This window comes from Pseudomonas aeruginosa, from assembly GCF_001457615.1.
Classification (GTDB): Bacteria; Pseudomonadota; Gammaproteobacteria; order Pseudomonadales; family Pseudomonadaceae; genus Pseudomonas; species Pseudomonas aeruginosa.
This window is the reverse complement of sequence record NZ_LN831024.1, coordinates 3,055,598-3,082,575: the sequence shown is the minus strand read 5'-3', so window position 1 is coordinate 3,082,575 and position 26,978 is coordinate 3,055,598. Positions and strand designations below refer to the sequence as shown.

The window sequence follows — 26,978 nt, the reverse complement described above, 5'->3', positions numbered from 1 at the left end:
GGCTCGCTTCGGCCTGGGAAAAGGAAAAACAACAATGACCCGTTCCGCTCCGAACCTGCTGAAATCCGCCTCGCTCGCTCCGGTCCTGCTGGCCGGCCTGCCGTCGCTCGCCGGCGCCGAGGGCTTTATCGAAGACGCCAGCGTCAGCCTCGGCCTGCGCAATCTCTATTTCAATCGCGACTTCCGCCAGCCCGGCGCGGCGCAGTCGAAACAGGAGGAGTGGGCCCAAGGCTTTCTCCTACAGGCGAAGTCCGGCTATACCCAGGGCACCCTGGGCCTCGGCGTCGAGCTGCTCGGCCAGCTCGGCCTGAAGCTCGACAGCAGCCCTGATCGTGCTGGCTCCGGGCTGCTGCCACGCCACGCCGACGGACGCGCAGCGGACGACTACGCGCGACTGGGCGTGGCGCCGAAGCTGAAGCTGTCGAATACCGAGCTGAAGCTCGGCGAACTGCTGCCGGAACTGCCAATCCTCCTGCGCAACGACGGCCGCCTGCTGCCACAGACCTTCCAGGGCGGCATGCTGACCTCCAGGGAAATCGCCGGCCTGACCCTGCACGGCGGGCAGATGCGTTCGCTCAGCCAGCGCAACTCCAGCGACCACCAGGACCTCTCGGTGGATGGGCGCGGCGGGGCGTTCTCCGACCGTTTCGACTACCTGGGCGCGGAGTACCGCTTCAATGCCGAGCGCAGCCAGGTCGGGCTGTGGCAGGCGCGACTGCAAGACATCTACCGGCAGGACTACTACAGCTTGAGCCACAAGCAGAGCTTCGGCGGCTGGCGCCTGGGCGTCAGCGTCGGGCTCTTCGACACGCGCGACGAAGGTGCCGCGAAGCTCGGGGAACTGGAGAATCGCGCGCTGACCGGTTTCTTCAGCGCGACCCGCGGCGGCCACAGCCTCGGCGCCGGCTACCAGCGCATGTACGGCGACGACGGGATGCTCTACATCGCCGGCACCAGCACGCCGTTGGTCAACGACATCCAGGTGCGCAACTTCACCAGCGCCGGCGAGCGCTCCTGGCAACTGCGCTACGACTACGACTTCGTCGCCCTGGGCATTCCCGGGCTGACCGCCATGGCCCGCTACGCCAACGGCGCCCATGCCCGGACGAAGGCGATGGACGACGGCCGCGCCTGGGAACGCGACGTGGACGTCGCCTACGTGATCCAGAGCGGCCCGCTGAAGAACCTCGGCCTGCGTTGGCGCAACGCCATGCTGCGGTCCAACCATGCCGCCGATGTCGACGAGAACCGCCTGATCCTCTCGTATTCCCTGCCGCTGCTCTGAGCGCAGGGCCGTTCTCGCTGCTGCCCGATAACCGGCGATTGGCTGATTGGTTAAAAGGTATTGCCTGGGGTTATCGATGAATGCGCAGAAGTGATTATCCGCGCGGGAGCGGCCTGGCTACAGTCGGCCCAACGCAAGCGGCCATGCCGCCTCCGCGTCGAACAACAACAAGAAGGAAGCCCTCCATGAGCGCCATGAACGACCACGCCAGGCTGCTGTCCTCGGCGATCGCCACCAGCCGCCTGCGGCTCCTGCCTTTCCTGGTCCTGATGTATGTACTGGCTTTCATCGACCGGGCCAACGTCGGTTACGCGCGGGCCTTCCTGCAAGCCGACACCGGCCTCGGCGATGCCGCCTTCGCGTTCGGCGCGAGCATCTTCTTCATCGGCTATGCCTGCTTCGAGGTACCCAGCAACCTGATGCTGCACCGCCTCGGCGCCAGGGTCTGGCTGTGCAGGATCATGGTCACCTGGGGCCTGGTCTCGGCGGCGATGATGTTCGCCGACGACGCCATGACTTTCTATGTCCTGCGCTTCCTGCTGGGCGTCGCCGAGGCGGGCTTCTTCCCCGGCATCATCCTCTACCTCACCTACTGGTTCCCGCAGCGCAGCCGTGCCCAGGCGCTCGGCCTGTTCTATTTCGGCCTGCCGCTGGCGCTGGTGCTGGGCGGTCCGCTGTCCGGCTGGCTGCTGGAGTTCCACGGCATCTTCGGCCTGGCCAACTGGCAGTGGCTGTTCGTCACCGAGGGCCTGCTGGCCTCGCTGGTCGGCATTGCCGCCTACTTCTACCTGGTCGACCGCCCGCGCGATGCCGGCTGGCTGAGCGACGAGCAGAAGCGGGCGCTGGAAGGCGAGCTGGCCGAAGAAGACACCCGCAAACAGGCACGCGGCCCGCACGGCTTCCTCAGCGCCCTGCGCAGCGGCCAGGTGCTGAAGTTCTGCCTGGTCTACTTCACCATCCAGATGAGCGTGTACGGCGTGGTGTTCTACCTGCCGACCCGCATCGCCAGCTTCCTCGACGGCCAGGTCGGCCTGAACGTCGGCCTGATCACCGCGATTCCCTGGGTCTGCGCCCTGGTGGTAACGCGCCTGGTGACCCGCCAGGCCGACCGCAGCGGCCAGCATCGCCAGCTCGCGGTGGCCATGCTGGGCATGGCCGCAGCCGGTATCGCCGCCTCGGCGCTGGCCGGCAACCTGGGCCTGGCGGTGATCGCCTTCTGCTTCGCCGCGTCCGGCTTCGTCTCGGTGCAGCCGCTGTTCTGGACCCTTCCCACCGGCTACCTGAGCGGTGCGGCCGCGGCCAGCGGCATCGCCCTGGTCAACTCCCTGGGCAACCTCGGCGGCTTCGTCGCGCCGAACCTCAAGACCCTCATGGAAAGCCAGTTCGCCGACCCGCGCGCCGGCATGTTCGCCCTGGCCGCCGTCGGCCTGCTCGGCGCCTGCCTGCTGGCCCGGCTGAAGACTTCCGGATCGTCGTCCGTCCCGCTGCGAGCGCGGCAGGCCGGCTGACCCACACTACGCACCGATAGGAGCTGCGACATGAAAATCAAATCCGTCCGTACCCGCGTCTTCGAATGGAAGGGCAAGGTCGTCCCGCCGCAGGCGCACTTCTGCACCAATGCCAGCGACATCCTGTTCGAGAAGGGAGACGCCATGGGTTCGTTCCGCTTCCACGGCTGGCTGGTGGTAGAGATCGAGACCGACGACGGCCTCGTCGGCATCGGCAACTGCGCCCTGGCGCCGCGCGTGGCGAAGGAAATCGTCGACCTCTACCTGGCGCCGATCTGCATCGGCGAAGACCCGTTCGACAACGAGTACATCTGGCAGAAGATGTATCGCCGCACCCACGCCTGGGGCCGCAAGGGCATCGGCATGGCAGCCATCTCGGCGGTGGACCTGGCGATCTGGGACATCATGGGCAAGGCGGTGAACAAGCCGGTGTTCAAGCTGCTCGGCGGCCGCACCAAGGAGAAGATCTGGACCTACGCCTCGAAGCTCTACGCCAACGACAACCTCGACGCCTTCCTCGAAGAGGCCCAGGGCTACCTGAACCAGGGCTTCACCGCGCTGAAGATGCGCTTCGGCTATGGCCCCAAGGACGGCCCGACGGGCATGCGCAGGAACATCGAGCAGGTCCGCGCGCTACGCGAACTGGCCGGGCCGGACATCGACATCATGCTCGAATGCTACATGGGCTGGACCCTGGAATACGCCCGGCGGATGCTGCCGAAGCTCGCCGAGTTCGAACCGCGCTGGCTGGAGGAGCCGGTGATCGCCGATGACATCGAGGGCTACGTCGAGCTGAAGAAGATGGGGATCATGCCGATCTCCGGCGGCGAGCACGAATTCACCGGCCACGGCTTCAAGGACCTGCTGGAGCGCCGCGCGGTGGACGTCATCCAGTACGACACCAACCGCGTCGGCGGGATCACCGCCGCGCGCAAGATCAACGCCATGGCCGAGGCCTGGTCGGTGCCGGTGATCCCGCACGCCGGACAGTTGCACAACTATCACCTGACCATGGCCAGCACCGCCTCGCCGATGGCCGAGTTCTTCCCGGTGTTCGACGTCGAGGTCGGCAACGAGCTGTTCTACTACGTGTTCAAGGGCGAGCCGCAGCCGGTCGACGGCTATATCCAGCTGGACGACCACAAGCCCGGCCTGGGCCTGGAGATATCCGAAGAGCACCTCAAGGATTTCATCATCATCGAGTGATAGTCGGAGCCCACAGGAGGAGCCGAGATGCGGCTGATTCAATTCGAGGACCGGGCAGGGCAGCGCCGGGTCGGCGTCGTCGAAGGCGCCGGGATACAGGTGCTGCGCGGCGTGCGCAGCACGCGCGAACTGGGGCTGGCGGCGATTCGCGCGGGCAGCGGCCTGCACGACGAGGTGCTGCGCCGAGGCAGCGAGCCAGGCCCGGACTATGCCGGGTTGCTGGAGGAGGGAAGGGTGCTGCCGCCGCTGGATCATGACGACCCGGCCCATTGCCTGGTCAGCGGCACCGGCCTGACCCACCTGGGCAGCGCCGCGACGCGCGACCGCATGCACCAGCAGAACCAGGGCGACGAGACCGCGCTGACCGACACCATGCGCATCTTCAGGTGGGGCCTGGAGGGCGGCAAGCCACCGGCGGGCCAGGTCGGCGCGCAGCCCGAATGGTTCTACAAGGGCGACGGCGGCATCGTCGTGCGCCCCGGCGCGGACTTCCCGCTACCGGCCTTCGCCGAGGACGCCGGCGAGGAACCGGAGCTGGTCGGGCTCTACCTGATCGGCGATGACCGCCGGCCTTACCGGCTCGGCTACGCCCTGGGCAACGAGTTCTCCGACCACCTGATGGAGCGCCGCAACTACCTGTACCTGGCGCATTCCAAGCTACGCGCCTGCTGCTACGGGCCGGAGCTGCGGGTCGGCGAACTGCCGCGCCACCTGCAGGGCGAGAGCCGGATCCTGCGCGACGGCGAAGTGCTCTGGCAGCAGGCGTTCCTTTCCGGCGAGGACAACATGTGCCACAGCCTGGAGAACCTCGAGTACCACCATTTCAAGTACGCGCAGTTCCTCCGTCCGGGCGACGTCCACGTGCATTACTTCGGTACCGCCACGCTGTCCTTCGCCGACGGGATCAAGGCTGCTCCGGGGGATGTCTTCGAGATCGCCATGGCCGAGTTCGGCGCGCCGCTGCGCAATGGCATCGCCGCCGTCGAGACCGCACTGACGCCGGGGCGGGTGGTAGCGCTCTGAGTTCCGCCGCCGTGCATGGGCGAGACCTTCACGAGAGACCCGCGGCACGGTTTCCTTCATTCCTGCGGAGCCTTGGCTCCAACCCCGCCGGCCATCCCCGGCGGGGCTTCCCCTGTATGAGGTCGACATGACAGCCATCCTCGGACACAACTTCATCGGCGGCGCCCGCAGCGCGGCCGGCACGCTCTTCCTGCAAAGCCTCGACGCCGCCAGCGGTGAGGCGCTGCCGTACCGCTTCGTGCAAGCCACCCCGGAAGAAGTGGACGCCGCCGCCGAAGCCGCCGCCAGCGCCTACCCGCACTACCGGCAACTGCCGGCCAGCCGCCGCGCGGAATTCCTCGATACCATCGCCGCCGAACTCGACGCGCTGGACGACGATTTCGTCGCCATCGTCTGCCGTGAAACCGCGCTACCGGCCACGCGCATCCAGGGCGAACGCAGCCGCACCAGCGGCCAGCTGCGCCTGTTCGCCGAAGTCCTGCGGCGCGGCGACTTCCATGGCGCGCGCATCGACCGCGCCCGGCCCGAACGCAAGCCGCTGCCACGCGTCGACCTGCGCCAGTGCCGGATCGGCCTCGGCCCGGTGGCGGTGTTCGGCGCGAGCAACTTCCCCCTGGCGTTCTCCACCGCCGGCGGCGATACCGCCGCGGCCCTGGCCGCCGGCTGCCCGGTGGTGTTCAAGGCGCACAGCGGACACATGGCCACCGCCGAACGGGTCGCCGCGGCGATCCTCCGCGCGGCCGAGCGCACCGGCATGCCGGCGGGCGTGTTCAACATGATCTACGGCGGCGGAGTAGGGGAGCGGCTGGTACGCCACCCCGCGATCCAGGCGGTCGGCTTCACCGGTTCGCTGAAGGGCGGCCGCGCCCTCTGCGACATGGCGGCCGCCCGGGCGCAGCCGATCCCGGTGTTCGCCGAGATGAGCAGCATCAACCCGGTGGTGCTGCTGCCGGCGGCGCTGAAGAAGCGCGGCGAGGCCGTGGCCGACGAACTGAGTGCCTCGGTGGTGCTCGGCTGCGGCCAGTTCTGTACCAATCCCGGGCTGGTCATCGGCATCCGCTCTGCGCAATTCTCGGCGTTCCTCGAACGCTTCGCCGCCCGCATGGACGACCAGCCGGCGCAGACCATGCTCAACGCCGGCACGCTGGCCAGCTATGAAAAAGGCCTGGCGGCGCTGCACGCCCACCCGCGCGTCCGCCATCTCGCCGGGCAACCGCAGGAGGGCCGCCAGGCCCGGCCGCAACTGTTCCAGGCGGACGTCAGCCTGCTGCTGGAGGGCGACGAGTTGCTGCAGGAAGAAGTCTTCGGCCCGGCCAGCGTGGTCGTCGAGGTCGCCGACCACGCCGAACTGAAGCGCGCGCTGCATGGGCTGCACGGGCAGCTCACCGCGACCCTGATCGCCGAAGCGGAAGACCTGGCGTCCTTCGCCGACCTGGTACCGCTCCTGGAACAGAAGGCAGGACGCCTGCTGCTCAACGGCTACCCGACCGGCGTGGAAGTCTGCGACGCGATGGTCCACGGCGGCCCGTACCCGGCCACTTCGGACGCCCGCGGCACCTCGGTGGGCACCCTGGCCATCGACCGTTTCCTGCGCCCGGTGTGCTACCAGAACTACCCGGACGCGTGGCTGCCGGAAGCGCTGAAGGATGGCAACCCATTGGGGATTGCGCGGTTGGTGGACGGGGTTGGGACGCGGGCGGCGATTGACTGAAAGAGGAACCGGGCAAAGACGAGGTTCGGAGGATATCGGAGCCTCAGAGGTGTGCAGCAGGACACTGGAGGAGCCCCGGAAGAGGCCCGCCGGTGTTCCTGCCTGTAAAGCGAGTATCGATCCAGGGCTGCCCGAGTGCTCCTATCGTCCCATGCCTGGACGCGGAAAAGCCGCTTCTCGGTGTCGAGGGATTCTCGGCCGATACCGCCACTTGCATCGGCATGAGACAGGAGGCGCGCCACAATCTCTCCGGGGGTCCTTCCTTCCGTGGCGAATGCCATGATGCCTCCCTGGCAGGATCGCCGCTTGGCTCCGTATAGCGCGATGGAGAAAAACACATGAGACAATATTGACTCATGTGAACTATATAAGCATCATGCGATCCCAGCGCTCGATCGTCGTCCAAGCGGCATGAATAGCGAGTCCGGCCCAGCCTGGCCAGATCGAGCCGAGCGGACAACTGATGCGCGTGAGTGGCCGAACCCATGCCATCGCTGTAACGCCCCGGACAGAATCGTCTTCCGACGGCAGCTTCCCCCGACAGGTGGTTTCCCCGTGCCCATTCCCTGCCGGGCAAGGCACAGGTTGGCCGCCGCGCTGGACGACGACAAACCATCACCGTCCCGGCAGAGATCCTGGAGAACGACAATGCGTGCGATCGATGCCGGCATTCTGGTCTGCGGCGAGTGCCACCAGTTGAATCGCGCCGACGGGAACGAGCATCCGCGTTGCAGTCGCTGCGGCGCGAAGCTGCATCCTCGGCGGCCGAACAGCATTGCCCGTACCTGGGCGTTGCTGATCTCGGCGATGATTCTCTACGTTCCCGCCAACCTGTTGCCGATCATGACCGTCAACATGCTCGGCAAGGGCTCCCCGGCGACCATCATGGGCGGGGTCGTGACCCTGATCCAGGCCGACATGTTTCCCATCGCCCTGGTGGTGTTCGTCGCCAGTATCGTCGTCCCCACCTTCAAGCTGGTCGGCATCGCCCTGCTGCTCTATTCGGTGCAGCGGCACCAGCCGATGTCGGCCCGCCAGCGAATCATGATGTACCGCTTCATCGAATGGGTCGGGCGCTGGTCGATGCTCGATATCTTCGTCATCGCCATCCTCGTGGCGCTGGTCAATTTCGGCAACCTGGCGAGCATCGAGGCCAATCTCGGCGCCGCCGCCTTCGCCAGCGTGGTGGTGCTCACCATGCTCGCCGCCGTGACGTTCGACCCCCGGCTTATCTGGGACAACACCAATCTGGACGACGAGAATGAGTGATTTGCCAAGCCCGAAGAAACACAAGACCTCGAACTGGTCGGCGATCTGGGTGCTGCCGCTGGTGGCCCTGGCTATCGGGGCCTGGCTGGGCTGGCGCGCCTACGACCAGGCAGGGGTGCTGATCCAGGTGCGCTTCGAGAGCAGCGATGGCATCCAGGCGAAGAAGACCGAGGTGCTGTACAAGGGCATCGCGGTCGGCAAGGTCGTCGCGCTGGATGTCAGCGAAGATATCAAGGGCGTGGTGGCCACCATCGAAATGGACAAGGAGGCGCGCCAGTACCTGAGCAAGGGTACTCGCTTCTGGCTGGTCAAGCCGCGGGTTTCCCTGGCTGGCGTCACCGGCCTGGAAACCCTGGTCTCCGGCGTCTACATCGCGGTCGATCCGGTGAAGGGCGAGAAGGAAGAACGCAACTTCACCGCGCTGAAGCAGCCGCCCCCCCTTTCCGACAGGCTGCCCGGCCTGCACCTGACCCTCAAGGCCGATCGCCTGGGCTCCCTGGAGCAGGGCAGCCCGGTGTTCTACCGGCAGATCCAGGTCGGCCAGGTGAAGAGCTTCCAGTTGGGCGATGACCAGAGGACCATCGAGATCAAGGTGCACATCGAGCCGGCCTACGCCGACCTGGTGCGCAAGCACACGCGATTCTGGAACGCCAGCGGCATCTCCATTTCCGGCGGCCTGTCCGGCTTCAAGGTGCACAGCGAGTCGCTGCTGACCCTGGTCGCCGGCGGTATCGCCTTCTCCACCCCGGAGAACCGCACCGACAGCCCGCCGACCGATCCGAGCAAGCCGTTCCGCCTGTACGACGACTACGACGCGGCCCAGGCCGGTCTGCGCGTGAAGCTGAAGATGAACGACGTCAGTGGTATCGATCCGGGCCGCACCCCGGTGATGTTCAACGGCGTGCAGGTCGGCCTGGTCAAGTCGATCGACATGGGCAAGGACTACAGCAGCGCCACTGCCGACCTGGCGATGGATCCGCGGGTCGAGGACATGCTGCTGGAAGGCACCGAATTCTGGACCGTCAAGCCAAGCATCTCCCTGGCCGGCATCACCGGCCTCGAGGCCTTGGTGAAAGGTAACTACATCGACGTGCGCTTCGCCAAGAGCGGCGCGCCGAGTCGCGAGTTCACCATCCGCCCGAAAGCGCCGCCGCTGAACACCGACGCGCCCGGCCTGCACCTGGTGCTGACCAGCGACAAGCTCGGCTCGATCGACATCGGCGCGCCGATCCTCTACCGCCAGGTCCGCGTCGGCAGCGTGCAGAGCTACCAGCTGTCGCGCGACCGCCAGCGAGTGGTGGTGGGTGTGCACATCGAGCCGGAGTACGCGCACCTGGTGAATACCTCGACGCGCTTCTGGAACTCCAGCGGGATCACCCTGACCGGCAACCTCAGCGGCGTGCAGGTGAAGAGCGAGTCGCTACAGACCCTGATCACCGGCGGGATTTCCTTCGACACCCTCGATCCGAAGGCGCCGACCGTGACCAAGGTGCGTCGCTTCACCCTCTTCGACAGCGAGGAGGCGGCGATGGCCCGTGGCGTGGAGATCCAGCTGAGCATCGACAATGCCGACGGCCTGCGCGAAGGCACGCCGATCCGCTTCAAGGGCCTGGACATCGGCAAGATCGAAAGCGTCGAGCTGAACCCGGACCTCTCCGGGGTACTGATGAAGGCCCGCCTGACTTCCGCCGGCGAGCGCGTCGCCCGCAGCGGAACCCGCTTCTGGGTGGTGCGTCCGGCGCTCGGCCTGCTGCGTACCGAGAACCTCGGAACCCTGGTCAGCGGCCCCTACATCGAGGCGCTGCCGTCGAGCACGCCGAGCGAGCGCCAGGCACGCTTCCAGACTCTCGCCGAAGCGCCCAACCTGCTGGGTCGGGAAAACGGCCTGCGGCTGACCCTCAGTGCGCCGCGCAAGGGCTCGATCAAGCCGGGCAACCTGGTGACCTACCGGCAGATCCCGGTGGGCAAGGTCGTCGACCTGGCCTTGGGCGAACAGGCCGACCGGGTGCTGATCAGCATCCTCATCGAACCGAGCTACGTACCGCTGGTGCGTACCGGCAGCCGTTTCTGGAATGCCAGCGGCTTCGGCGTCGACGCCAGCCTGTTCAAGGGTCTGTCGCTACGCACCGAGTCGATGGAGGCGCTGATGGAGGGCGGCATTGCCTTCGCCACCCCGAACAATGCGCAGATGGGCGAGCCCGCCAAGCCGGGGCAGACCTTCGCCCTGTTCGATTCGGCCAATGACGAATGGCTGGAGTGGGCGCCCAGGATCGCCCTGAGGCGCGGGGCCCGTTGATGTCGCATCGCACCGCGGCAGCATGAATCCATTCGATCAACCCAGAAGGAGAACGCCGATGTCCAGGCGCTTGCTTTTCGTGGCCACCCTGGTCGCGACCCTTTCCCTTGCCGCTCATGCCGACGAACCCCTGCCATCGGTCGAGCAGGTGATGAACGAGCACAAGGAAAAGATCAGGAACCAGCTGGAAACCATCAACTACAAGCGCAAACGGATGGTCGAGGCAAACATGGCGCTGGACGGTACCGAAGCCGAGACGTTCTGGCCGATCTATTCACGCTACCGAGGCGAAACGGACAGCCTGCACAAGGAGACATTCCAGCTCCTGCTCGAATATGCCCGCGCCTATGGTTCCGGCAGCATTACCGACGCGGAAGCTTCGAGGATGGTCGACCTCTATCGGGGATTGCAGGAGAAACAGCTGGCCGTGCTGCACCGGTACGTGCAGGAAGTGGCCGAGAAGATGTCACCTCGGCGGGCCATGCGCTTCCTGCAGATCGAAGCGCAACTGGACGCGCTGGAGGCGTTGCAGATCGGCAAGCAGGTTCCGCTGATCAATTGAGTTTCACGGCACCGGCCGCGTCCATGCCTGGGCGAGTTCCGCATCGCCCAGGCGCATCGTTTTGCTCAGCGTGCCGAGCGAAGCCGCCGCCACAGCGTGGTCCGGCTGATCCCGAGCCGACGCGCAGCCTCGTCAAGGCTGCCCTGGCAGCTGTCCAGCGTCTCCTGTATGTAGCGCAACTGCGCGGTTTTGCCGATGGCGTGCAAATCCTTTGTGCGCGATGGCTCTTTCCGGGACCTGGGCTGAGGCTGGCCTTCGAATAGCTCGGGCAGCACGCGAGCCAGGTAATGCTCATCCACGCCGTGCTCATGGAAGATTTCGCTGGCGGAGAGCATCGCCCGTTCGATGACATTCTCCAGTTCCCTGACGTTTCCGGGCCAGGAATGGCGGACGAGGTAGGGTAGCAGGAGCGTCGTTATGCCTGCGGCACCCGGTGGCTGGCCCTGGACCAGCAGGCGCTGGCTGATTCCCTGGCAAATCAGAGGAATGTCCTCGGGCCGCTCGCGCAGGGGAGTGGTCTGCAAGCGCAGGATATTCAGCCGGTAATACAGGTCGGTGCGAAACTCGCGATCCTTCATGGCGGCCCCCAGGTCCTTGTGGGTGGCGGCGATGATGCGCACGTCGATGGAGATCGGCTCGGTGCCGCCCAGGCGCAAGACCTCTCGCTCCTGCAATACACGAAGGAGGCGAGTCTGCAGCGACACAGGCATGTCGCCGATCTCGTCGAGGAACAGCGTGCCACGGTGAGCCGCCTCGAACAGGCCGGGCTTGCCGCCTTTGCGCGAACCGCTGAAGGCGCCTTCCTCGTAGCCGAACAGTTCGCTTTCCAGTAGCGACTCGGGAAACGCCGCGCAGTTGATGGCGACGAAAGGCCCGTGCCGGCGAGGGCTCTCGTTATGGATCCCTTGGGCGAGCAGTTCCTTGCCGGTGCCGCTTTCGCCAGTGATCAGGATGGTCGAATGGCTGGCGGCAAAGCGCTTGGCCAGTTGCAACATCTCACGGTTGGCCTTGCTCGCGCCGTTGAGTTGTTCGAGCCGGTAACGCGCGGTGAAGGCACCTGGACGGCGAGTGGAGCGGATGCGTTGATCCGCGCGCTGCACGGCGGTGATGTCCTGGCAGGTGAGCACCAGGCCGGTACGCTCGCCATTCTCCAGGATCGGCAGGAGATTGCTGACCACGGCGTGCGAGCCCAGCCGGATCACCCGGTTTTCCTCGCCACCGCCATCCTCTAGCGCCTGTTGCAGGTCAAGCTCCGGGCATAGCTGCTGTAACGGTCGACCCAGAGCCGAGCTGACCGGCAACTCCAGCAACTGGGCAAGGGCAGGGTTGAGCGATTGCACCACACCCTGGTTGTCGACCGCTGCCACACCGCTTGGAATGTGTTGCAGCACCGCGTCCAGATGCCGCCGCTTGGCGATCTCCAGGCGCTGGCTGTCGAGGACTCCCATGGCTTCCTCGAGCGCCTTGCGCGCAGTGTCTTCGCTCAGCGACAGCACGCCGTGCAGGCCTGCCTGTTCCGCCAGCTCCACCACCGTCGACGAACCGATGATGCTGCGGCAACCCAGCCGGGCTACCTCCAGGACAGCCTGGCGAGCCTCTTCCAGGGTGGTGTAGGCGACCTGGTGAACCTGCACCGTGAACAGCGTTCGCATGGCTTGCAGGTCCCGGTCGATGCGGTTGTAGCTGAGCAGGGCGACATGGGAGGAGTGTTCGCGGGCTTGCTCCAGCGCACGCAACAGGTCTCCGCCGCCAACGCGCATCGTCAGAACCGGACGTGCCAGGTGTCTACGCAGGTAGGCGGCAGTGGCGCCAGCACAGACGAACACGTCGGCCTTGCCGCGCTGTTCGAGATCGCGGGCGGTTTGCAGGGCTTCGGATACCGAGGTGTCGAGCACCTCGATATGGACGTCCGGGTAGCCCGCCGCCAGGCCGGCCACCAGGCTGGCGAGGCGACTGCGCTGCCGAGGTCGTTGAAGGTGACTGACCAGCACGACGACCTGGGAAAGGGGAGGACGCATGTCGAGACCTGTTCAGAATTGAATTGTTTCGATACTGAATCAGTTCGTTGCAAAAGTGAAACCCGGATTGCTTCGTCGAGCGCCATGGAAAAACCTGGCGCCAGAGAGCGCGCGGGTTACAGGCATATCCCGAAAATTGGCCCAGGCGTTGCTAAAGCTGTCTGACAACATGACTACAGGCAGGCCCTACAACCCCATGAGCACTCCTCCTACGACCGTACGGGACGGCGAGACATTCGTGGCCCCGGACGACCAGCCACTGGTCGAGTTCATCCGCGAGCACGCCGCAGCGAAGCGGGTGGTCATCCAGGCACGCCAGCGCCTGAGCGGCGGCGCCATCCAGGAAAACTGGCTGCTGGACCTGCTGATCGAAGGCGGCCCCTGGGCTGGCGCCCGGCGTTGGGTGCTGCGCAGCGATGCGCTTTCCGCGCTACCCGCCAGCCTTGACCGAGAACAGGAGTTCGCGGTGCTGCAAGTGGTTCATCAGGCCGGTGTGAAAGTACCGCGCCCGCTGTGGCTGTGCCGCGATATGCGCGTGCATGGGCGGGTGTTCTTCCTGATGGAGTACGTGCCGGGTGTCGCCGCCGGTCGCTTGCTCAGCGCTGGCGCCGGCACCCAGGGCCGGGCGCAGCTGGCGGCGCAGCTTGGCGCCAACCTGGCGCGCCTGCATCAGGTTCGCCCGCCGTGCGCCGCGCTGGATTTCCTGCCGATGCCAACCCGCTCACCGGCCTTGGCGACCATCGACGCCTATCGCCACTACCTCAACACCCTCGCCGATGCCTATCCGGTGCTGGAGTGGGGCCTGCGCTGGTGCGAGCTGCACGCACCGCGCAACAGCATCCTGTGTCTGTTGCACCGTGACTACCGCACCGGCAACTACCTGGCCAGCGAACAGGGACTCGAAGCCGTACTCGACTGGGAGTTCACCGGCTGGGGCGACCCGTGCGAAGACCTCGGCTGGTTCACCGCCCGCTGCTGGCGCTTCACCCGCCCAGACCTCGAGGCCGGCGGTATCGGCCAACTGGAGGACTTCCTGGGGGGCTACCACGAGGTGTCTCCGCTGCGTATCGAGCGCAGCCAACTGCACTACTGGCAGGTCATGGCCACCCTGCGCTGGGCGGTGATCGCCCTGCAGCAAGGCCAGCGCCACCTGTCCGGCGAAGAGCCGTCCATTGAGCTGGCACTGACCGCACGACTGCTGCCGGAGCTTGAGCTCGACATCCTGCACATGACCGGAGCCGAAGCGCCATGACCCAGCCCGATGCCCATGAACTGCTCGACATCGCTCGCTCGACGCTTCTGGAGCAACTGCTGCCAGCGCTGCCCGGCGAGCTGCGTTACCCGGCCCTGATGATCGCCAATGCCATGGCCATCGCAGCCCGCGAAAGCCGCCTGGGGGCTCTGGCCGAGGACCAGGAGCGGACACGTCTGGCCGCCTTGGTCGACGAGGCGCCCGCAGCCTTGCCCGACCTGCGCCGCCAACTGGCACGGGCCATTCGCCTGGGCAGCCATGACGCCCCGCAAAACCATAGAACCCTGGTCGAGACATTGCGCCAGGTCACCCTCGCCCGATTGGCCATCAGCAATCCCAAGGCCTTGCCCTGAACGGCGTCAGCCATCTCATTCCCGACAGACAAGCATCCAGAAGGACAACCATGAACTTCACCCTCCCGGACGAACTGCTCGCCTTGCAGGCCAAGACCCGAGACTTCATCGCCGAACAGGTCATCCCGCTCGAGAACGACCCCCGCCAGGACAGCCACGGCCCCAGCGACGCCCTGCGCCAGGACCTGGTGGCCCGCGCCCGCGCGGCCGGCTTGCTGACGCCCCACGCCAGCCGCGAAATGGGTGGCCTGGCGCTGAGCCACGTGGCCAAGGCGATCGTCTTCGAAGAGGCCGGCTACTCGCCGCTGGGCCCGGTGGCGCTGAACATCCATGCCCCGGACGAAGGCAACATCCACCTGATGGACATGGTCGCCACCGAGGCGCAGAAAGACCGCTGGTTGCGCCCGCTGGTCCAGGGCCATGCCCGTTCCTGCTTCGCCATGACCGAGCCTGCGCCAGGCTCCGGCTCGGACCCCTCGATGCTGCGCACCACCGCCACCCGCGATGGCGACGACTACCTGATCAATGGCCGCAAGTGGCTGATCACCGGCGCAGAAGGCGCCGACTTCGGCATCGTCATGGCGCGCATGGAGGATGGTACGGCGACCATGTTCCTGACCGACATGAAACGCGACGGCATCATCCATGAGCGTCAGCTGGACTCGCTGGACAGCTGCTTCACCGGTGGCCACGGGCAGCTGCGTTTCGACAACCTGCGTATTCCGGCGAGCGATGTGCTCGGCGAGATCGGCAAGGGGTTCCGGTATGCCCAGGTGCGCCTGGCGCCGGCGCGGCTCACCCACTGCATGCGCTGGCTGGGCGCCGCGCGTCGCGCCCACGACATCGCCTGCGACTATGCGCGCACCCGCGACGCCTTCGGCAAGCCGCTGGGCGAGCACCAGGGTGTGGGCTTCATGCTGGCCGACAACATGATGGACCTGCACGTGGTGCGCCTGGCGGTGTGGCACTGTGCCTGGGTGCTCGACCAGGGCCGGCGGGCCAATGTCGACTCCAGCATGGCCAAGGTGATCAGCGCCGAGGCGTTGTGGCGGGTGGTCGATCGTTGCGTCCAGGTACTGGGCGGGCGCGGGGTGACCGGAGACACCGTGGTGGAGCGGATCTTCCGCGACATTCGCCCGTTCCGCATCTATGACGGCCCGAGCGAGGTGCACCGCATGAGCCTGGCGAAGAAACTGCTCGACCAGCGCCTGGAGGCCCGCTGATGCAGCCGAACCTGACCCGACTGTTCGCCCTCGACGGGCGCCGCGCCCTGGTGACCGGAGCCTCCAGCGGCCTGGGCCGCCACTTCGCCATGACCCTGGCCGCCGCAGGCGCCGAGGTGGTGGTGACTGCCAGGCGCCAGGCGCCGCTGCAGGCACTGGTGGAGGCCATCGAGGTGGCGGGAGGGCGGGCGCAGGCCTTTGCCCTCGATGTGACCTGCCGTGAGGATATCTGCCGGGTGCTCGATGCCGCCGGCCCGCTGGATGTGCTGGTCAACAATGCGGGGGTGAGCGACAGCCAGCCCTTGCTGGCCTGCGACGATCAAAGCTGGGACCGCGTGCTCGACACCAACCTCAAGGGCGCCTGGGCGGTGGCCCAGGAAAGCGCCAGGCGCATGGTCGCGGCGGGGAAGGGCGGCAGCCTGATCAATGTCACTTCGATCCTCGCCAGCCGTGTGGCCGGCGCCGTCGGCCCCTACCTGGCGGCCAAGGCCGGCCTGGCCCACCTGACCCGCGCCATGGCGCTGGAGTTGGCGCGCCATGGCATCCGGGTGAACGCCCTGGCGCCCGGCTACGTGATGACCGACCTGAACGAGGCCTTCCTGGCCAGCGAGGCCGGCGACAAGTTGCGCTCGCGTATCCCCAGCCGCCGCTTCAGCGTGCCGGCGGACCTGGACGGCGCCTTGCTGCTGCTCGCCAGCGATGCCGGGCGGGCCATGAGCGGCGCCGAGATCGTGGTCGATGGCGGCCACCTGTGCAGCAGCCTGTAACGCGCCCTGGCGCAATAACAACAAGAACAGGAGGTATGTATGTGCGTGCAAGACCCGAGCAATGTGTCGATGAGGTGGCTGCCATGATGGTTCCGACCCTCGAGCATGAGCTTGCTCCCAACGAAGCCAACCATGTCCCGCTGTCGCCGCTGTCGTTCCTCAAGCGTGCCGCGCAGGTGTACCCGCAGCGCGATGCGGTGGTCTATGGCGCAAGGCGCTACAGCTACCGCCAGTTGCACGAGCGCAGTTGCGCCCTGGCCAGTGCCCTGGAGCGGGTCGGCGTACAAGCGGGCGAGCGGGTGGCGATACTGGCGCCGAATATCCCGGAAATGCTCGAGGCCCACTATGGCGTACCCGGTGCCGGGGCGGTGCTGGTATGCATCAACATTCGCCTGGAGGCACGCAGCATCGCCTTCATCCTGCGCCACTGCGCGGCCAGGGTGCTGATCTGCGACCGTGAGTTCGGTGCCGTGGCCCAGCAGGCGCTGGCCATGCTCGATGCGCCGCCCTTGCTGGTGGGCATCGACGATGACCAGGCCGAGCGAGCCGACCTCGCCCACGACCTGGACTATGAGGCGTTTCTGGCCCAGGGCGACCCGGGGCGGCCGCTGAGTGCGCCGCAGAACGAATGGCAGTCGATCGCCATCAACTACACCTCCGGCACCACGGGGGATCCCAAGGGCGTGGTCCTGCATCACCGCGGCGCCTACCTCAACGCCTGCGCCGGCGCGCTGATCTTCCAGTTGGGGCCGCGCAGCGTCTACCTGTGGACCTTGCCGATGTTCCACTGCAACGGCTGGAGCCATACCTGGGCGGTGACGCTGTCCGGTGGCACGCACGTATGCCTGCGCAAGGTCCAGCCAGATGCGATCCACGCCGCCATTGCCGAGCATGCGGTGACCCACCTGAGCGCCGCGCCGGTGGTGATGTCGATGCTGATCCATGCCGAGCATGCCAGCGTCCCTGCCGTGCCGGTATCGGTGATCACCGGCGGCGCCGCGCCGCCCAGCGCGGTCATCGCCGCCATGGAAGCACGCGGCTTCAGCATCACCCACGCCTACGGCATGACCGAAAGCTACGGCCCCAGCACCCTGTGCCTGTGGCAGCCGGGGGTCGACGAATTGCCGCTGGAGGCCCGGGCCCAGTTCATGAGCCGCCAGGGCGTCGCCCACCCGATGCTCGAGGAGGCCACGGTGCTGGATACCGACACCGGCCGTCCGGTCCCGGCCGACGGCCGCACCCTTGGCGAACTGGTAGTGCGGGGCAACACCGTGATGAAAGGCTACCTGCACAACCCCGAGGCCACCCGTGCCGCGTTGGCCGACGGCTGGTTGCACACCGGCGACCTGGCCGTGCTGCACCCGGACGGCTACGTGGAAATCAAGGACCGGGCCAAGGACATCATCATTTCCGGCGGCGAGAACATCAGCTCGCTGGAGATCGAGGAAGTGCTCTACCAGCACCCCGAGGTGGTCGAGGCCGCGGTGGTGGCGCGCCCGGATTCGCGCTGGGGCGAGACACCCCACGCGTTCGTCGCCTTGCGGGCGGATGCCTTACCCAGAACCACGGGTGACGATCTGGTCCGCTGGTGCCGCGAGCGCCTGGCGCACTTCAAGGCACCGCGGCATGTGACGCTTACCGAACTGCCCAAGACCGCCACCGGCAAGATCCAGAAGTTCGTCCTGCGCGAGTGGGCCCGGCAGGAGGAGGAGGCCGGCGACGCCGGCCGCTGATGGCGCTGCCGCACCCGCACATTCCATAACAATAACTAGGTTGCCCGAGGTGTCCCATGTCCAGCCTGCTATACGCACGTATCCGCGCCAGTGCCCGGTTCCAGCAACTGGTGGCGCGCCGAAACCGTTTCACCCTGAGCCTGCTCCTGCTGATCCTGGCCACGTTCCACGGCTACATCGCGCTGGTATCGTTCTGCCCCGAGCTGATTGCCAGGCGTCTGGCGCAGGGCTCGAACATGACCTTCGGCGTCGCCGCCGGCGTGTTCCTGTTCGTGTTCTTCTGTGCCTTGTCGGCGCTCTATGTGTACCGCGCCAACGGCGAATTCGATCGCCTGACCCAGGCTCTGGTCGCTGGGCTGGAAGAGGAGCAGGGCGCATGAAGAAGCTCCTTCCCCTGGCGTTGTCGCTGCACTCCGGCCTGCTGTTGGCCTCGCCCGCGTTGGACGCTGGCCAGCGCCAGCCGCTCAACCTGCATGCCATCGGCATGTTCATGGTGTTCGTGCTGTTCACCCTGTGCATCACCTGGTGGGCGGCGCGACGGACCCATTCGACGGCGGATTTCTATAGCGCCGGTGGCGGTATCCGGGGCTGGCAGAACGGCCTGGCGCTGGCCGGCGACTACATGTCCGCCTCCACGCTGCTGGGAATCACCGCGCTCATCTACAGCTCCGGGATGGATGGCTACATCTATCTCATCGCCTTCTTCGCGGGCTGGCCGGTACTGCTGCTATTGATGACCGAGCGGCTGCGCAACCTGGGCCGCTTCACCTTCGCCGACATCACCTCGTACCGTCTCGACCAGGGCAAGGTGCGCACCATGGCCGCCATCGGATCGCTGACCGTGGTGTGTTTCTACCTGGTGGCGCAGATGGTCGGGGCCGGGCAGTTGATCAGGCTGCTGTTCGGCCTGGACTACCAGATCGCCCTGGTGATCGTCGGTGCGCTGATGATGCTGTATGTGACCTTCGGCGGTATGGTGGCAACCACCTGGGTGCAGATCGTCAAGGCATTCCTGCTGCTGGTCGGCGGCTCGCTGGTGCTGTTCCTGGCGATGCGCGAATTCGACTTCAGCTATGACAGGCTGGTCAGCCAGGCGATGGATAGCCATGCCCTGGGCGAACGCCTGCTGGCCCCTGGTGGCTTGCTGGCCGACCCGTTGACCGCGCTATCGCTGAGCCTGGGGCTGGTGTTCGGCACCGCCGGGCTGCCGCACATCCTGATGCGTTTCTTCACCGTCGGCGATGCCCGGGAGGCGCGCAAGTCGGTGCTCTACGCCACCGGGTTCATCGGCTACTTCTTCAATGTCATTTTCCTGCTGGGCCTGGCGTCGATCGTGATCGTCAGCCAGCAGCCCCGGTTCTTCGAGGGCGGGGAAGCGGGAGGCAAGCTGCTGGGCGGGGGCAACATGGTGGTCATGCACCTGGCCCAGGCAGTGGGAGGCAACCTGCTGCTGGGCTTCCTCTCCGCCGTGACCTTCGCCACCATCCTGGCCGTGGTGTCAGGCCTGGCCCTGGCCGGGGCGTCCGCCATCGCCCATGACCTGTATGCGCGGGTGATCATGAAGGGCGCGGCCAGCGAGGCGCAGGAGCTGCGGGTAACCAAGCTGGCAACCCTGGGCCTTGGCTTGGTGGCGATAGCCCTGGGCATCGTGTTCGAGAACATCAACGTGGCCTTCATGGTCGCCCTGGCCTTTGGCATCGCCGCTTCGGCCAACTTCCCGGTGCTGTTCCTGTCGATGTTCTGGTCGGGGCTGACCACCCGTGGCGCGTTGGCCGGTGGCTACGTCGGGTTGTTCAGCGCCATGGGCTTCGTGGTTTTCTCCAGGCTGGTGTGGGTGGATGTGTTGCACTTCGCCGAGCCGCTGTTCCCCTATACCCAGCCTGCGCTGTTCTCCATGCCGTTGGCGTTCCTGGTGGCGTATGGCGTTTCCCGCCTGGACCGGACCAAGCGGGCCATGGCGGAAAGGGCAGCCTTCGCCGACCAATACGTACGAGGCCAGGCCGGCCTTGGCGCCAGCGGAGCCATAGACCACTGAGGCGCACACGGTCGCTGTCGAACGGGTGGCAGGCTTCGAGGCTGTCTGTCGCCCGAGGCCTGGCTAGTGCCCCCGGAAGATGTCTCCGATACCGACGGTGGGGTAGTGCTCCATGCGCTGAGCCGTCCCGCGGTTGACGACGGAAGGCTTCGAAAACAGTGCACTCAGGAAGATGACCAGTACAAGGACAGCCAGTAGAAAACCGAATCGGCGCATATGATTCTCCAGCGATTTTTTATAGTTGTTGTCTTCGGGCGCTATCCACGCGGACCTTAGAAGCGCAGCGCAGTCACTGTCCCGCCGCGCTTGCGGTGTCGCATTCGCGGGCGAACAGGCGGGTGACGGCTACGATGTCCTGGTCGCCATAGCCCATGGCTGCCGCGCGTTGCACGGCCTGGCACAGCGCGTCGAAGACCGGCGTCCAGGTCCCTTGTGCGTGCAGGGCTCCGGCGATATGGGCGAAGGCCTGGGCATGTACATCGAGCCTCGCCTGATCGCCTGCGAAATCCTGCGCTTCCAGCCGACGGACCGCTTCCTCGAGTGCATCGGCGACGAAAAAGCGCGACGTGTCGAGCATGAGCCGAGCGGTCTTCGAAGGCGGCAGGCCGAAGTGGACACCAGCCCCCACGGCCTCGAAGAAAGCCACCATCGCGGCAAACGCATGCGCGTGGAGCACGGTGGCGAAGGCCAATGCTTCGTCCCAGGGGAGGAACGTCGTATGGCCGGCAAGCCCCTCAAGCAGCGCCCGATGCCGTTCGAAGGCCTCAGGATCACCGGTATGAATGCTGTGGCTTTCGCGACGACCAACGTTGCGCGGGTAGGCCACGATCATCCCTTTGACGTAATGGCCGCCCGCGCGGTTGACGAGACTCTGAAGCGCCAGGCCCTCGTCCCGGGCGTTGGTCGTGTAATCGACGATCGTACGGTTGGCCAGTGCCTGCATCACACCTGGCATCCCGAGCACCTCGTGGGTCGCCTGGTTGTCCAGGAGCACGAAGATCGTGGCCGGGCTTGCAGCCAGCGCGGCTTCGGCGCTCTCGCACAGGTGAGCGCCAGCGGCGACGAGCGCCGCGGCCTTGCCGGGTGAGCGGTTCCAGATCGCCACGCGCCTGCCTTGCCTGAGCAACGCTTGGGCCATGATGGTTCCCATGGCTCCGAGCCCGATCACGGACACTTCGAACTCGAAGCTTTCATCATTGTGTTCACGCACGCTCGAGGTCTCCTGATTATTGTTCTGGCTGATGTCCAACAGGTCTCCGGCCTGCGCTTCAACACAGGCCGAAGGGTGACCCTGGCAGCTATTCGCCCAGCGCTGCCGCGACCGATTCGCCGAAGGCCCTGAGGCCGTCTTCGAGTTGGTCGGTCGGAGTGTTCAGCGGTGGCATCAGCTTGATGATTTCGCCATTCGGGCCGCAGCGGTCGACCAGCACGCCCGCTTGCAGCACGCGCTGCTGGGCGTCCTTGGCGACCTCGACGTTGCCGCGGCCGAAATCGATGCCGGCGATCATGCCGCGACAACGCGCGGACGCGACGCCTGGAATTTCCGCAAAGCCGGCAACTGCGCGCTCCATGGCCGCGCAGTTGCCGGCCAGCAATTTCAGGAACTGCTCATCGTGCCAATAGCTGAGCGCGATGCGGGCGGTCAGGAACGCCAACTGGTTGCCGCGGAAGGTGCCGATGTGATCGCCCGGTTGCCATACATCCAGCCCGGCACGAAGCAACACGATCGCCATCGGCAGGCCGAAGCCGCCGATCGATTTGGCGCAGGTGATCAGGTCCGGCACCACCCCGGAGCGCTCGAAGCCGAAGAAGTCGCCGGTGCGGCCGCAACCGGCCTGGATCTCGTCGCAGATAAGCAGCACGCCGTGGTCGGTGGTCCACTTGCGCAAGCGTTGCAGCCATTGGTTGGAAGCCGGGTAGACGCCGGCCTGGATCTGCACCGACTCGACGATCACCGCCGCCGGCAGCTCCGAGCCGCTGCCCTGGTCGTTGGCCAGGCGCTCGAGGAAGCCAATGCTGTCGAATTCGCCATAGGGGCTGTCTTCGTAGGGCACGAACACCACGTCGGTGGAAAGCCCAGGGCCACGGCGAGTGCGGTTGCCGGTGACGGCCAGGGCGCCGGCGGTCATGCCGTGGTAAGCCCCGTAGAACGATACGACCTTGGTACGCCCGGTCGCCTTGCGCGCCAGCTTCAACGCCGCCTCGACGGCGTCGGCACCGGTCGGGCCGGTGAACTGGACCTTGTAGTCCCAGCCGCGTGGCTTGAACAGGTCGCGCTCGATCGCTTCCAGGAACTGGCGCTTGGTGGTGGTGTGCAGGTCGAGGGCGTGGGTCACGCCGTTGGCCGACAGATACGCGATCAGCGCATCGCGCATGCGCGGGTCGTTGTGGCCATAGTTCAGGGCGCCGGCGCCGGCGAAGAAGTCCAGGTATTCGCGGCCATCTTCGCCGCGGATCCTGCTGCCTTGGGCGGTATCGAACACCAGGGGCAAGTCGCGGCAGTACATCCGCACGTTGGATTCGAGCCTTTCGAACGTCTCGATGTTGTTCATGCAAACCTCTTGAAAAATGATCTGGGTAGTCCGGGGTGTGGGCGGTCAGTGCTTGAACATCACGTGGCGCACCACGGTGTAGTCTTCCAGGCCGTACATCGACAGGTCCTTGCCGTAGCCGGACAGCTTGACCCCGCCGTGGGGCATTTCGCTGACCAGCATGAAGTGGGTGTTGACCCAGGTGCAGCCGTATTGCAGGCGGGCGGCCAGGCGATGAGCGCGCCCCACATCGGCGGTCCATACCGAAGACGCCAGGCCGTAGTCGGAGTCGTTCGCCCAAGCCAGCGCCTGGGCTTCATCCTCGAACGACGAGACGGTCACCACCGGGCCGAAGATCTCGCGGCGCACCACCTCATCCTCCTGCGTAGCGCCGGCCAGGACCGTCGGCTCGAAGAAGAAGCCGGCACCCTCGGCGCGCTTGCCGCCGGTGACCACTTCGATGTGCGGCAACTCCCTGGCACGGTTCACGAACCCCTCGACACGCTCCAGATGCTCCTTGGTGATCAGCGGTCCCATCTCGGTCGCCGGATCGTCCGGCAGCCCGCACCGGATGCTGGATACGGCCTCGCCGAGCTTGCGAACGAACTCCTGGTAGACCCCTTTCTGCACATAGAGGCGGCACGCGGCGGTACAGTCCTGGCCGGCGTTGTAGAAGCCGAAGGTGCGGATGCCTTCGACGGCGGCGTCGATGTCGGCATCGTCGAAGATCAGTACAGGAGCCTTGCCCCCCAACTCCATGTGCATGCGTTTCACGCTCTCGGCCGTACCTTCGATGATCCGGCTGCCGGTGCGCACGGAGCCGGTCAGCGACACCATGCGCACCTGGGCATGGCTGGTCAGCGGCTCACCCACCGAGGCACCTCGACCGTGGACGATGTTGACCACGCCGGCGGGGAAGATCTCGGCAAGCAGCTCGCCCAGTTTCAAGGTACTCAGCGGCGTGTGCTCCGACGGTTTCAGCACCACGGTGTTGCCGCCGGCCAATGCCGGGCCGAGTTTCCACGCTGCCATCAACAACGGATAGTTCCACGGCGCGATGGAGGCGACCACGCCCACCGCGTCGCGGCGGATCATCGAGGTATGCCCCGCGACGTACTCTCCCGCCGCCGAGCCCTGAAGGCAGCGCACGGCGCCGGCGAAGAAACGGAACACGTCCGACACGGCGGGCAGTTCGTCCAGCAGCACGGCGTTGAAAGGCTTGCCGCAGTTGTCCGCCTCCAGGCGAGCGAACACGTGCGCCTGGGCATCGATGCGCTCGGCGAGCTTGAGCAGCAGGGCCGCGCGATCCTTGGGCGGCGTTTGCGACCAGGCGTCGAAGGCCGCATCCGCGCTCTGCACCGCGGCATGGACCTGGGCACCGCTGGCCTCGGTAATTCGCACCAGGACGTTGCCCTGGGACGGGTTGTACACCGCGTGGCTCTCGCCTTCGCCGGCCACCAGGGCACCATTGATCAGAAGTTTGGTTTGCATATCGATTCTCGCCATTGAAGGGCAGGCTCGAAGCCGGCCTTGTGGTTGTTGTCAGAGCGTTCGATAGAAGGGTGGTCGCTACGCCAGCGCGTCGGGCACCGGGTTGCGGAAGAAGCTGGTCCGGCAAGCGAGATAGACCGCCCCCAGGCCCAGCCAGCTACAGCCCATGATCAGCGCGTCTTTATCCAGGCTGACCAGCATCCACCCGGCCGTGACCAGGCCAACGAGCGGGCAGAGCACCCCGCGCAGCAAGCCCGCCCCGTCTCCGAGGCGGGTATCGAAGGAGAGCCGCAACGCGCAAAGGTTGACTGCACTGAAGGCGAGAAACGCGCCGAAATTGACCAGGGACGTCGCGGTGGCGATCGTCAGGGCAAAACCCGCGCAGCCGAAAATGCCGCAGAGCAGAATGTTGAAGGCCGGGGTCTTGTAGCGAGGATGCAGGACACCGAACAGCTTGCGCGGCAGTTGGTTGTCCCGCCCCAGGGCGTACAGCAGCCGGCCCACGCTGGCCTGGAACGACATGCCTGCGGCGAAGTGGGCGATGATGATCCCCGCCAGGACCACGGCGAAGAACAGGTCGCCGCCGATCATGCGGGCGATCTCGAAGGCGGCGCCGTCCACATGCTCGAAGGCGGGGGAGGGGTGCGCCAGGTACATGAAGTACGACGAGCCGACGTAGACCGAACCGCCGATCAATGCGACCAGCAGGATCGCGCGCGGCAGTGTCCGGCCCGGGTCGCGGGTCTCCTCGCTGAGCGTGGACAGCGCGTCGAAGCCCAGGAACGAGTACGCGGCAATGGCGGCGCCGGCCATGCTGGTGGCGAAAGACACGTCCGGGTTGAAGAACGGCTTGGCCGACAGCAGCCCGCCAGGGCCGTTGGCCGCGACGATGTAGTGCACGCACAGGCCGATGAACACGACGATGATGGCCAGTTGCGCGACCATCAACAGCACGTTGAAGCGGTTGGCGACCTGGATGCCCAGGATATTAAGCAGCGAGGTGGAGACGATGAAGCCGATGATCCACACCCATTGCGGCACCTCTGGAAAGGCCATGTTGAGGTAGCTGGCGCCGAGCAGCCAGATCAGCATCGGGATGAAGAAGTAATCGAGCAGGGCGGCCCAGCCCACCATGAAGCCGAGGTTCGCGCTCAGCATCTTGCGGGTATAGGTGTAGGCCGAACCGGCGACCGGGAACACCCTGACCAGCCGGCCATAGCTCAAGGCCGTGAACACCACGCCGATTGCCGCGATCAGGTAGGCCATCGCAGTGGTGTTGCCGCTGGCCTGCGTGATCACGCCATAGGTGCCGAACACGATCAACGGAGCGAGGAACGCCAGACCGAACAGCAGAACGGAAAACGGACCCAGCGTGCGCTTCAATGAAGCGCCGGCGATTGATTCGCTCATGACGGGCCTCCTTCACGCTACGTAGTGGTAAGCGGCGGCGACGATTTCACGGTAGGTTTCCACCGTCATTTGCTTGGCATTGCTGCCGTCGGAGAAATTCTTCTTCGACTTTTCGGCGATGCTCAGGAAGTCTTCCTCGCGCACGCCTTTCACCTCGGCGAAGCGGGGGATGCCCAGGTCCTTGCTCATCTGGAACAGGTAGCCAACGGCGGCCTCGGCGGCCTCGGCCGGCGAGAGGTTGGGGTCGATACCCAATGCGTAGGCGACCTGCGCGTGGCGGGTGATGTCGGCGTCGCGGTTATGGCCGAACACGAAGGGCAGGAAGATCGCGTTGCCCACGCCGTGTGGCGTGTCGTACATGCCACCGATGGCTTCGGAAATGCAGTGCACGCTGCCGACGTCCGCGTTACCGAAGGCCATGCCGGCGATCAGGCTGGCCACCAGCATTTGCTCGCGTGCATGCAGGTTGCCCGGCTCCAGTACGGCGGGCCTGAGGTATTGGCTGATCAGGCGGATGGCATGCAGCGCCAGCCCGTCGCTGATCGGATTCGACACACGGCAGGTGTAGGCTTCGATGGCGTGGGTGAGGGCATCCATGCCGGTTGCGGCGGCAATCGATGCAGGCAGCGTGTCGAGAATGCGGGAGTCGAGCAATGCCAGAACGGGGCCCACCCGGTAATCCTGGACGCTCATCTTGAAATGCCGGGCGGTATCGGTGATCACCGAGAAGCAGGTCACTTCGCTGCCGGTTCCGGCGGTGGTCGGGATGGCGACGATAGGCGGGATGGCGTGCCTGAGGGTGAAAGAGCCCTCGTAGTCTTCGATCCGACCCTCGTGGGTCAGCAGCAGGCTGATCGCCTTGGCCGCGTCCATCGCGCTGCCGCCGCCGATGGCCAGCAGGCCGTGGATACCTTTGCCGCGATACAGCTGCGCCGCCTGGTTGATGTCTTCGCTGCGAGGGTTTGCCTTGACCTCCGATATCTCGTCGAACGCGATCTCCCACTCATTCAGGCTGGCATACACGCCATTCAACAGGCCTGCGGCCTTTACCCCGGCGTCCGTCACGATCAGCACATGCGCCATGCCGAGTTCCCGCAGGTATTCGCCGGTGCGCTCGCGCAGGTCGGGTCCCATCACGACTTTGGCGGGGAGTAAGAACTTGAATTCCATACGTACCTCTTGCTCGATTTTTGTCGTTGTTGAACGGCAGTGGAGGAATTCACGCGCAGGGCGAACCAACGGCTCCGGCGTGTGATGCATGGCTCTGCGGTCGAGAATCAACCGGGAACCTTTTTGTCTTATGTG

The 26,978-nt window shown here is 66.0% G+C and carries 21 protein-coding genes; 15 read left to right on the top strand and 6 right to left on the bottom strand.

The window, feature by feature from the left end; genetic code table 11:
* Positions 1–34: 34 nt before the first annotated feature.
* From AT700_RS14050 to AT700_RS14015, 8 genes are all read left to right on the top strand, one after another.
* Positions 35–1,285, top strand: a complete 1,251-nt coding sequence (locus AT700_RS14050; RefSeq protein ID WP_048521103.1) for an OprD family porin — start codon at positions 35–37, stop codon at positions 1,283–1,285.
* A gap of 185 nt (positions 1,286–1,470) precedes the next feature.
* Positions 1,471–2,793: an MFS transporter gene (locus tag AT700_RS14045; RefSeq protein WP_016263497.1), complete on the top strand. Its 1,323-nt coding sequence runs from the start codon at positions 1,471–1,473 to the stop codon at positions 2,791–2,793.
* A gap of 30 nt (positions 2,794–2,823) precedes the next feature.
* Positions 2,824–3,999 (top strand): L-lyxonate dehydratase, encoded by a 1,176-nt coding sequence (locus AT700_RS14040; protein WP_003113703.1) that lies wholly within the window; start codon positions 2,824–2,826, stop codon positions 3,997–3,999.
* A 27-nt stretch (positions 4,000–4,026) separates the two neighbouring features.
* On the top strand, positions 4,027–5,022 hold the full coding sequence (araD1, locus tag AT700_RS14035; protein ID WP_003111007.1) for an AraD1 family protein: 996 nt from the start codon (positions 4,027–4,029) through the stop codon (positions 5,020–5,022).
* Between the two features lie 127 nt (positions 5,023–5,149).
* Positions 5,150–6,733 (top strand): aldehyde dehydrogenase (NADP(+)), encoded by a 1,584-nt coding sequence (locus AT700_RS14030; RefSeq protein ID WP_016851648.1) that lies wholly within the window; start codon positions 5,150–5,152, stop codon positions 6,731–6,733.
* 648 nt (positions 6,734–7,381) lie between these two features.
* On the top strand, positions 7,382–8,002 hold the full coding sequence (locus tag AT700_RS14025; RefSeq protein WP_003089139.1) for a paraquat-inducible protein A: 621 nt from the start codon (positions 7,382–7,384) through the stop codon (positions 8,000–8,002).
* Positions 7,995–10,298, top strand: a complete 2,304-nt coding sequence (locus tag AT700_RS14020) for a PqiB family protein (RefSeq protein ID WP_048521102.1) — start codon at positions 7,995–7,997, stop codon at positions 10,296–10,298. Before AT700_RS14025 ends, AT700_RS14020 begins: the two co-directional genes overlap by 8 nt.
* A gap of 79 nt (positions 10,299–10,377) precedes the next feature.
* Entirely contained in the window at positions 10,378–10,860 is a 483-nt protein-coding gene (locus AT700_RS14015) for a transcriptional regulator (protein WP_223309047.1), read from the top strand.
* Between the two features lie 65 nt (positions 10,861–10,925).
* Here the strand turns inward: AT700_RS14015 and AT700_RS14010 are convergent, their stop codons facing one another.
* Entirely contained in the window at positions 10,926–12,878 is a 1,953-nt protein-coding gene (locus tag AT700_RS14010) for a sigma-54-dependent Fis family transcriptional regulator (protein WP_016851647.1), read from the bottom strand.
* A 238-nt stretch (positions 12,879–13,116) separates the two neighbouring features.
* Here AT700_RS14010 and AT700_RS14005 point away from each other — a divergent pair, with 238 nt between their 5' ends.
* The 7 genes from AT700_RS14005 (at position 13,117) to AT700_RS13975 (ending at position 20,241) form a co-directional block, all read left to right on the top strand.
* Entirely contained in the window at positions 13,117–14,130 is a 1,014-nt protein-coding gene (locus AT700_RS14005; protein WP_031667778.1) for a phosphotransferase family protein, read from the top strand.
* The gene (locus tag AT700_RS14000) at positions 14,127–14,483 is read left to right on the top strand and encodes a DUF6285 domain-containing protein (RefSeq protein ID WP_003089151.1); all 357 of its coding nucleotides are present in this window, start codon (positions 14,127–14,129) and stop codon (positions 14,481–14,483) included. The genes AT700_RS14005 and AT700_RS14000 overlap by 4 nt, the downstream gene beginning before the upstream one ends.
* 50 nt (positions 14,484–14,533) lie before the next feature.
* Complete coding sequence (locus AT700_RS13995) at positions 14,534–15,706, top strand: acyl-CoA dehydrogenase family protein (RefSeq protein ID WP_048521101.1); 1,173 nt, start codon at positions 14,534–14,536, stop codon at positions 15,704–15,706.
* On the top strand, positions 15,706–16,473 hold the full coding sequence (locus AT700_RS13990) for an SDR family NAD(P)-dependent oxidoreductase (RefSeq protein ID WP_003123438.1): 768 nt from the start codon (positions 15,706–15,708) through the stop codon (positions 16,471–16,473). The genes AT700_RS13995 and AT700_RS13990 overlap by 1 nt, the downstream gene beginning before the upstream one ends.
* 86 nt (positions 16,474–16,559) lie before the next feature.
* Positions 16,560–18,206 carry an acyl-CoA synthetase gene (locus AT700_RS13985; RefSeq protein ID WP_011666659.1) on the top strand — a complete coding sequence of 549 codons (1,647 nt, stop codon included), beginning with the start codon at positions 16,560–16,562 and terminating at the stop codon, positions 18,204–18,206.
* 56 nt (positions 18,207–18,262) lie between these two features.
* Positions 18,263–18,586: a DUF485 domain-containing protein gene (locus AT700_RS13980; RefSeq protein WP_003089157.1), complete on the top strand. Its 324-nt coding sequence runs from the start codon at positions 18,263–18,265 to the stop codon at positions 18,584–18,586.
* A complete protein-coding gene (locus tag AT700_RS13975) occupies positions 18,583–20,241 on the top strand; it encodes a cation acetate symporter (protein WP_048521100.1) in 1,659 nt (552 codons plus the stop codon). The genes AT700_RS13980 and AT700_RS13975 overlap by 4 nt, the downstream gene beginning before the upstream one ends.
* 289 nt (positions 20,242–20,530) lie before the next feature.
* Here the strand turns inward: AT700_RS13975 and AT700_RS13965 are convergent, their stop codons facing one another.
* The 5 genes from AT700_RS13965 to AT700_RS13945 form a co-directional block, all read right to left on the bottom strand.
* Positions 20,531–21,451 carry an NAD(P)-dependent oxidoreductase gene (locus tag AT700_RS13965; RefSeq protein ID WP_048521762.1) on the bottom strand — a complete coding sequence of 307 codons (921 nt, stop codon included), beginning with the start codon at positions 21,449–21,451 and terminating at the stop codon, positions 20,531–20,533.
* Positions 21,452–21,539: 88 nt separating this feature from the next.
* Positions 21,540–22,793, bottom strand: a complete 1,254-nt coding sequence (locus AT700_RS13960) for an aspartate aminotransferase family protein (RefSeq protein WP_031653220.1) — start codon at positions 22,791–22,793, stop codon at positions 21,540–21,542.
* 45 nt (positions 22,794–22,838) lie between these two features.
* Entirely contained in the window at positions 22,839–24,263 is a 1,425-nt protein-coding gene (locus AT700_RS13955) for a gamma-aminobutyraldehyde dehydrogenase (protein WP_019726174.1), read from the bottom strand.
* 78 nt (positions 24,264–24,341) lie between these two features.
* A complete protein-coding gene (locus AT700_RS13950) occupies positions 24,342–25,673 on the bottom strand; it encodes an APC family permease (RefSeq protein ID WP_003122776.1) in 1,332 nt (443 codons plus the stop codon).
* Between the two features lie 12 nt (positions 25,674–25,685).
* Positions 25,686–26,843 (bottom strand): iron-containing alcohol dehydrogenase, encoded by a 1,158-nt coding sequence (locus AT700_RS13945; protein ID WP_033993469.1) that lies wholly within the window; start codon positions 26,841–26,843, stop codon positions 25,686–25,688.
* Positions 26,844–26,978 lie beyond the last annotated feature (135 nt).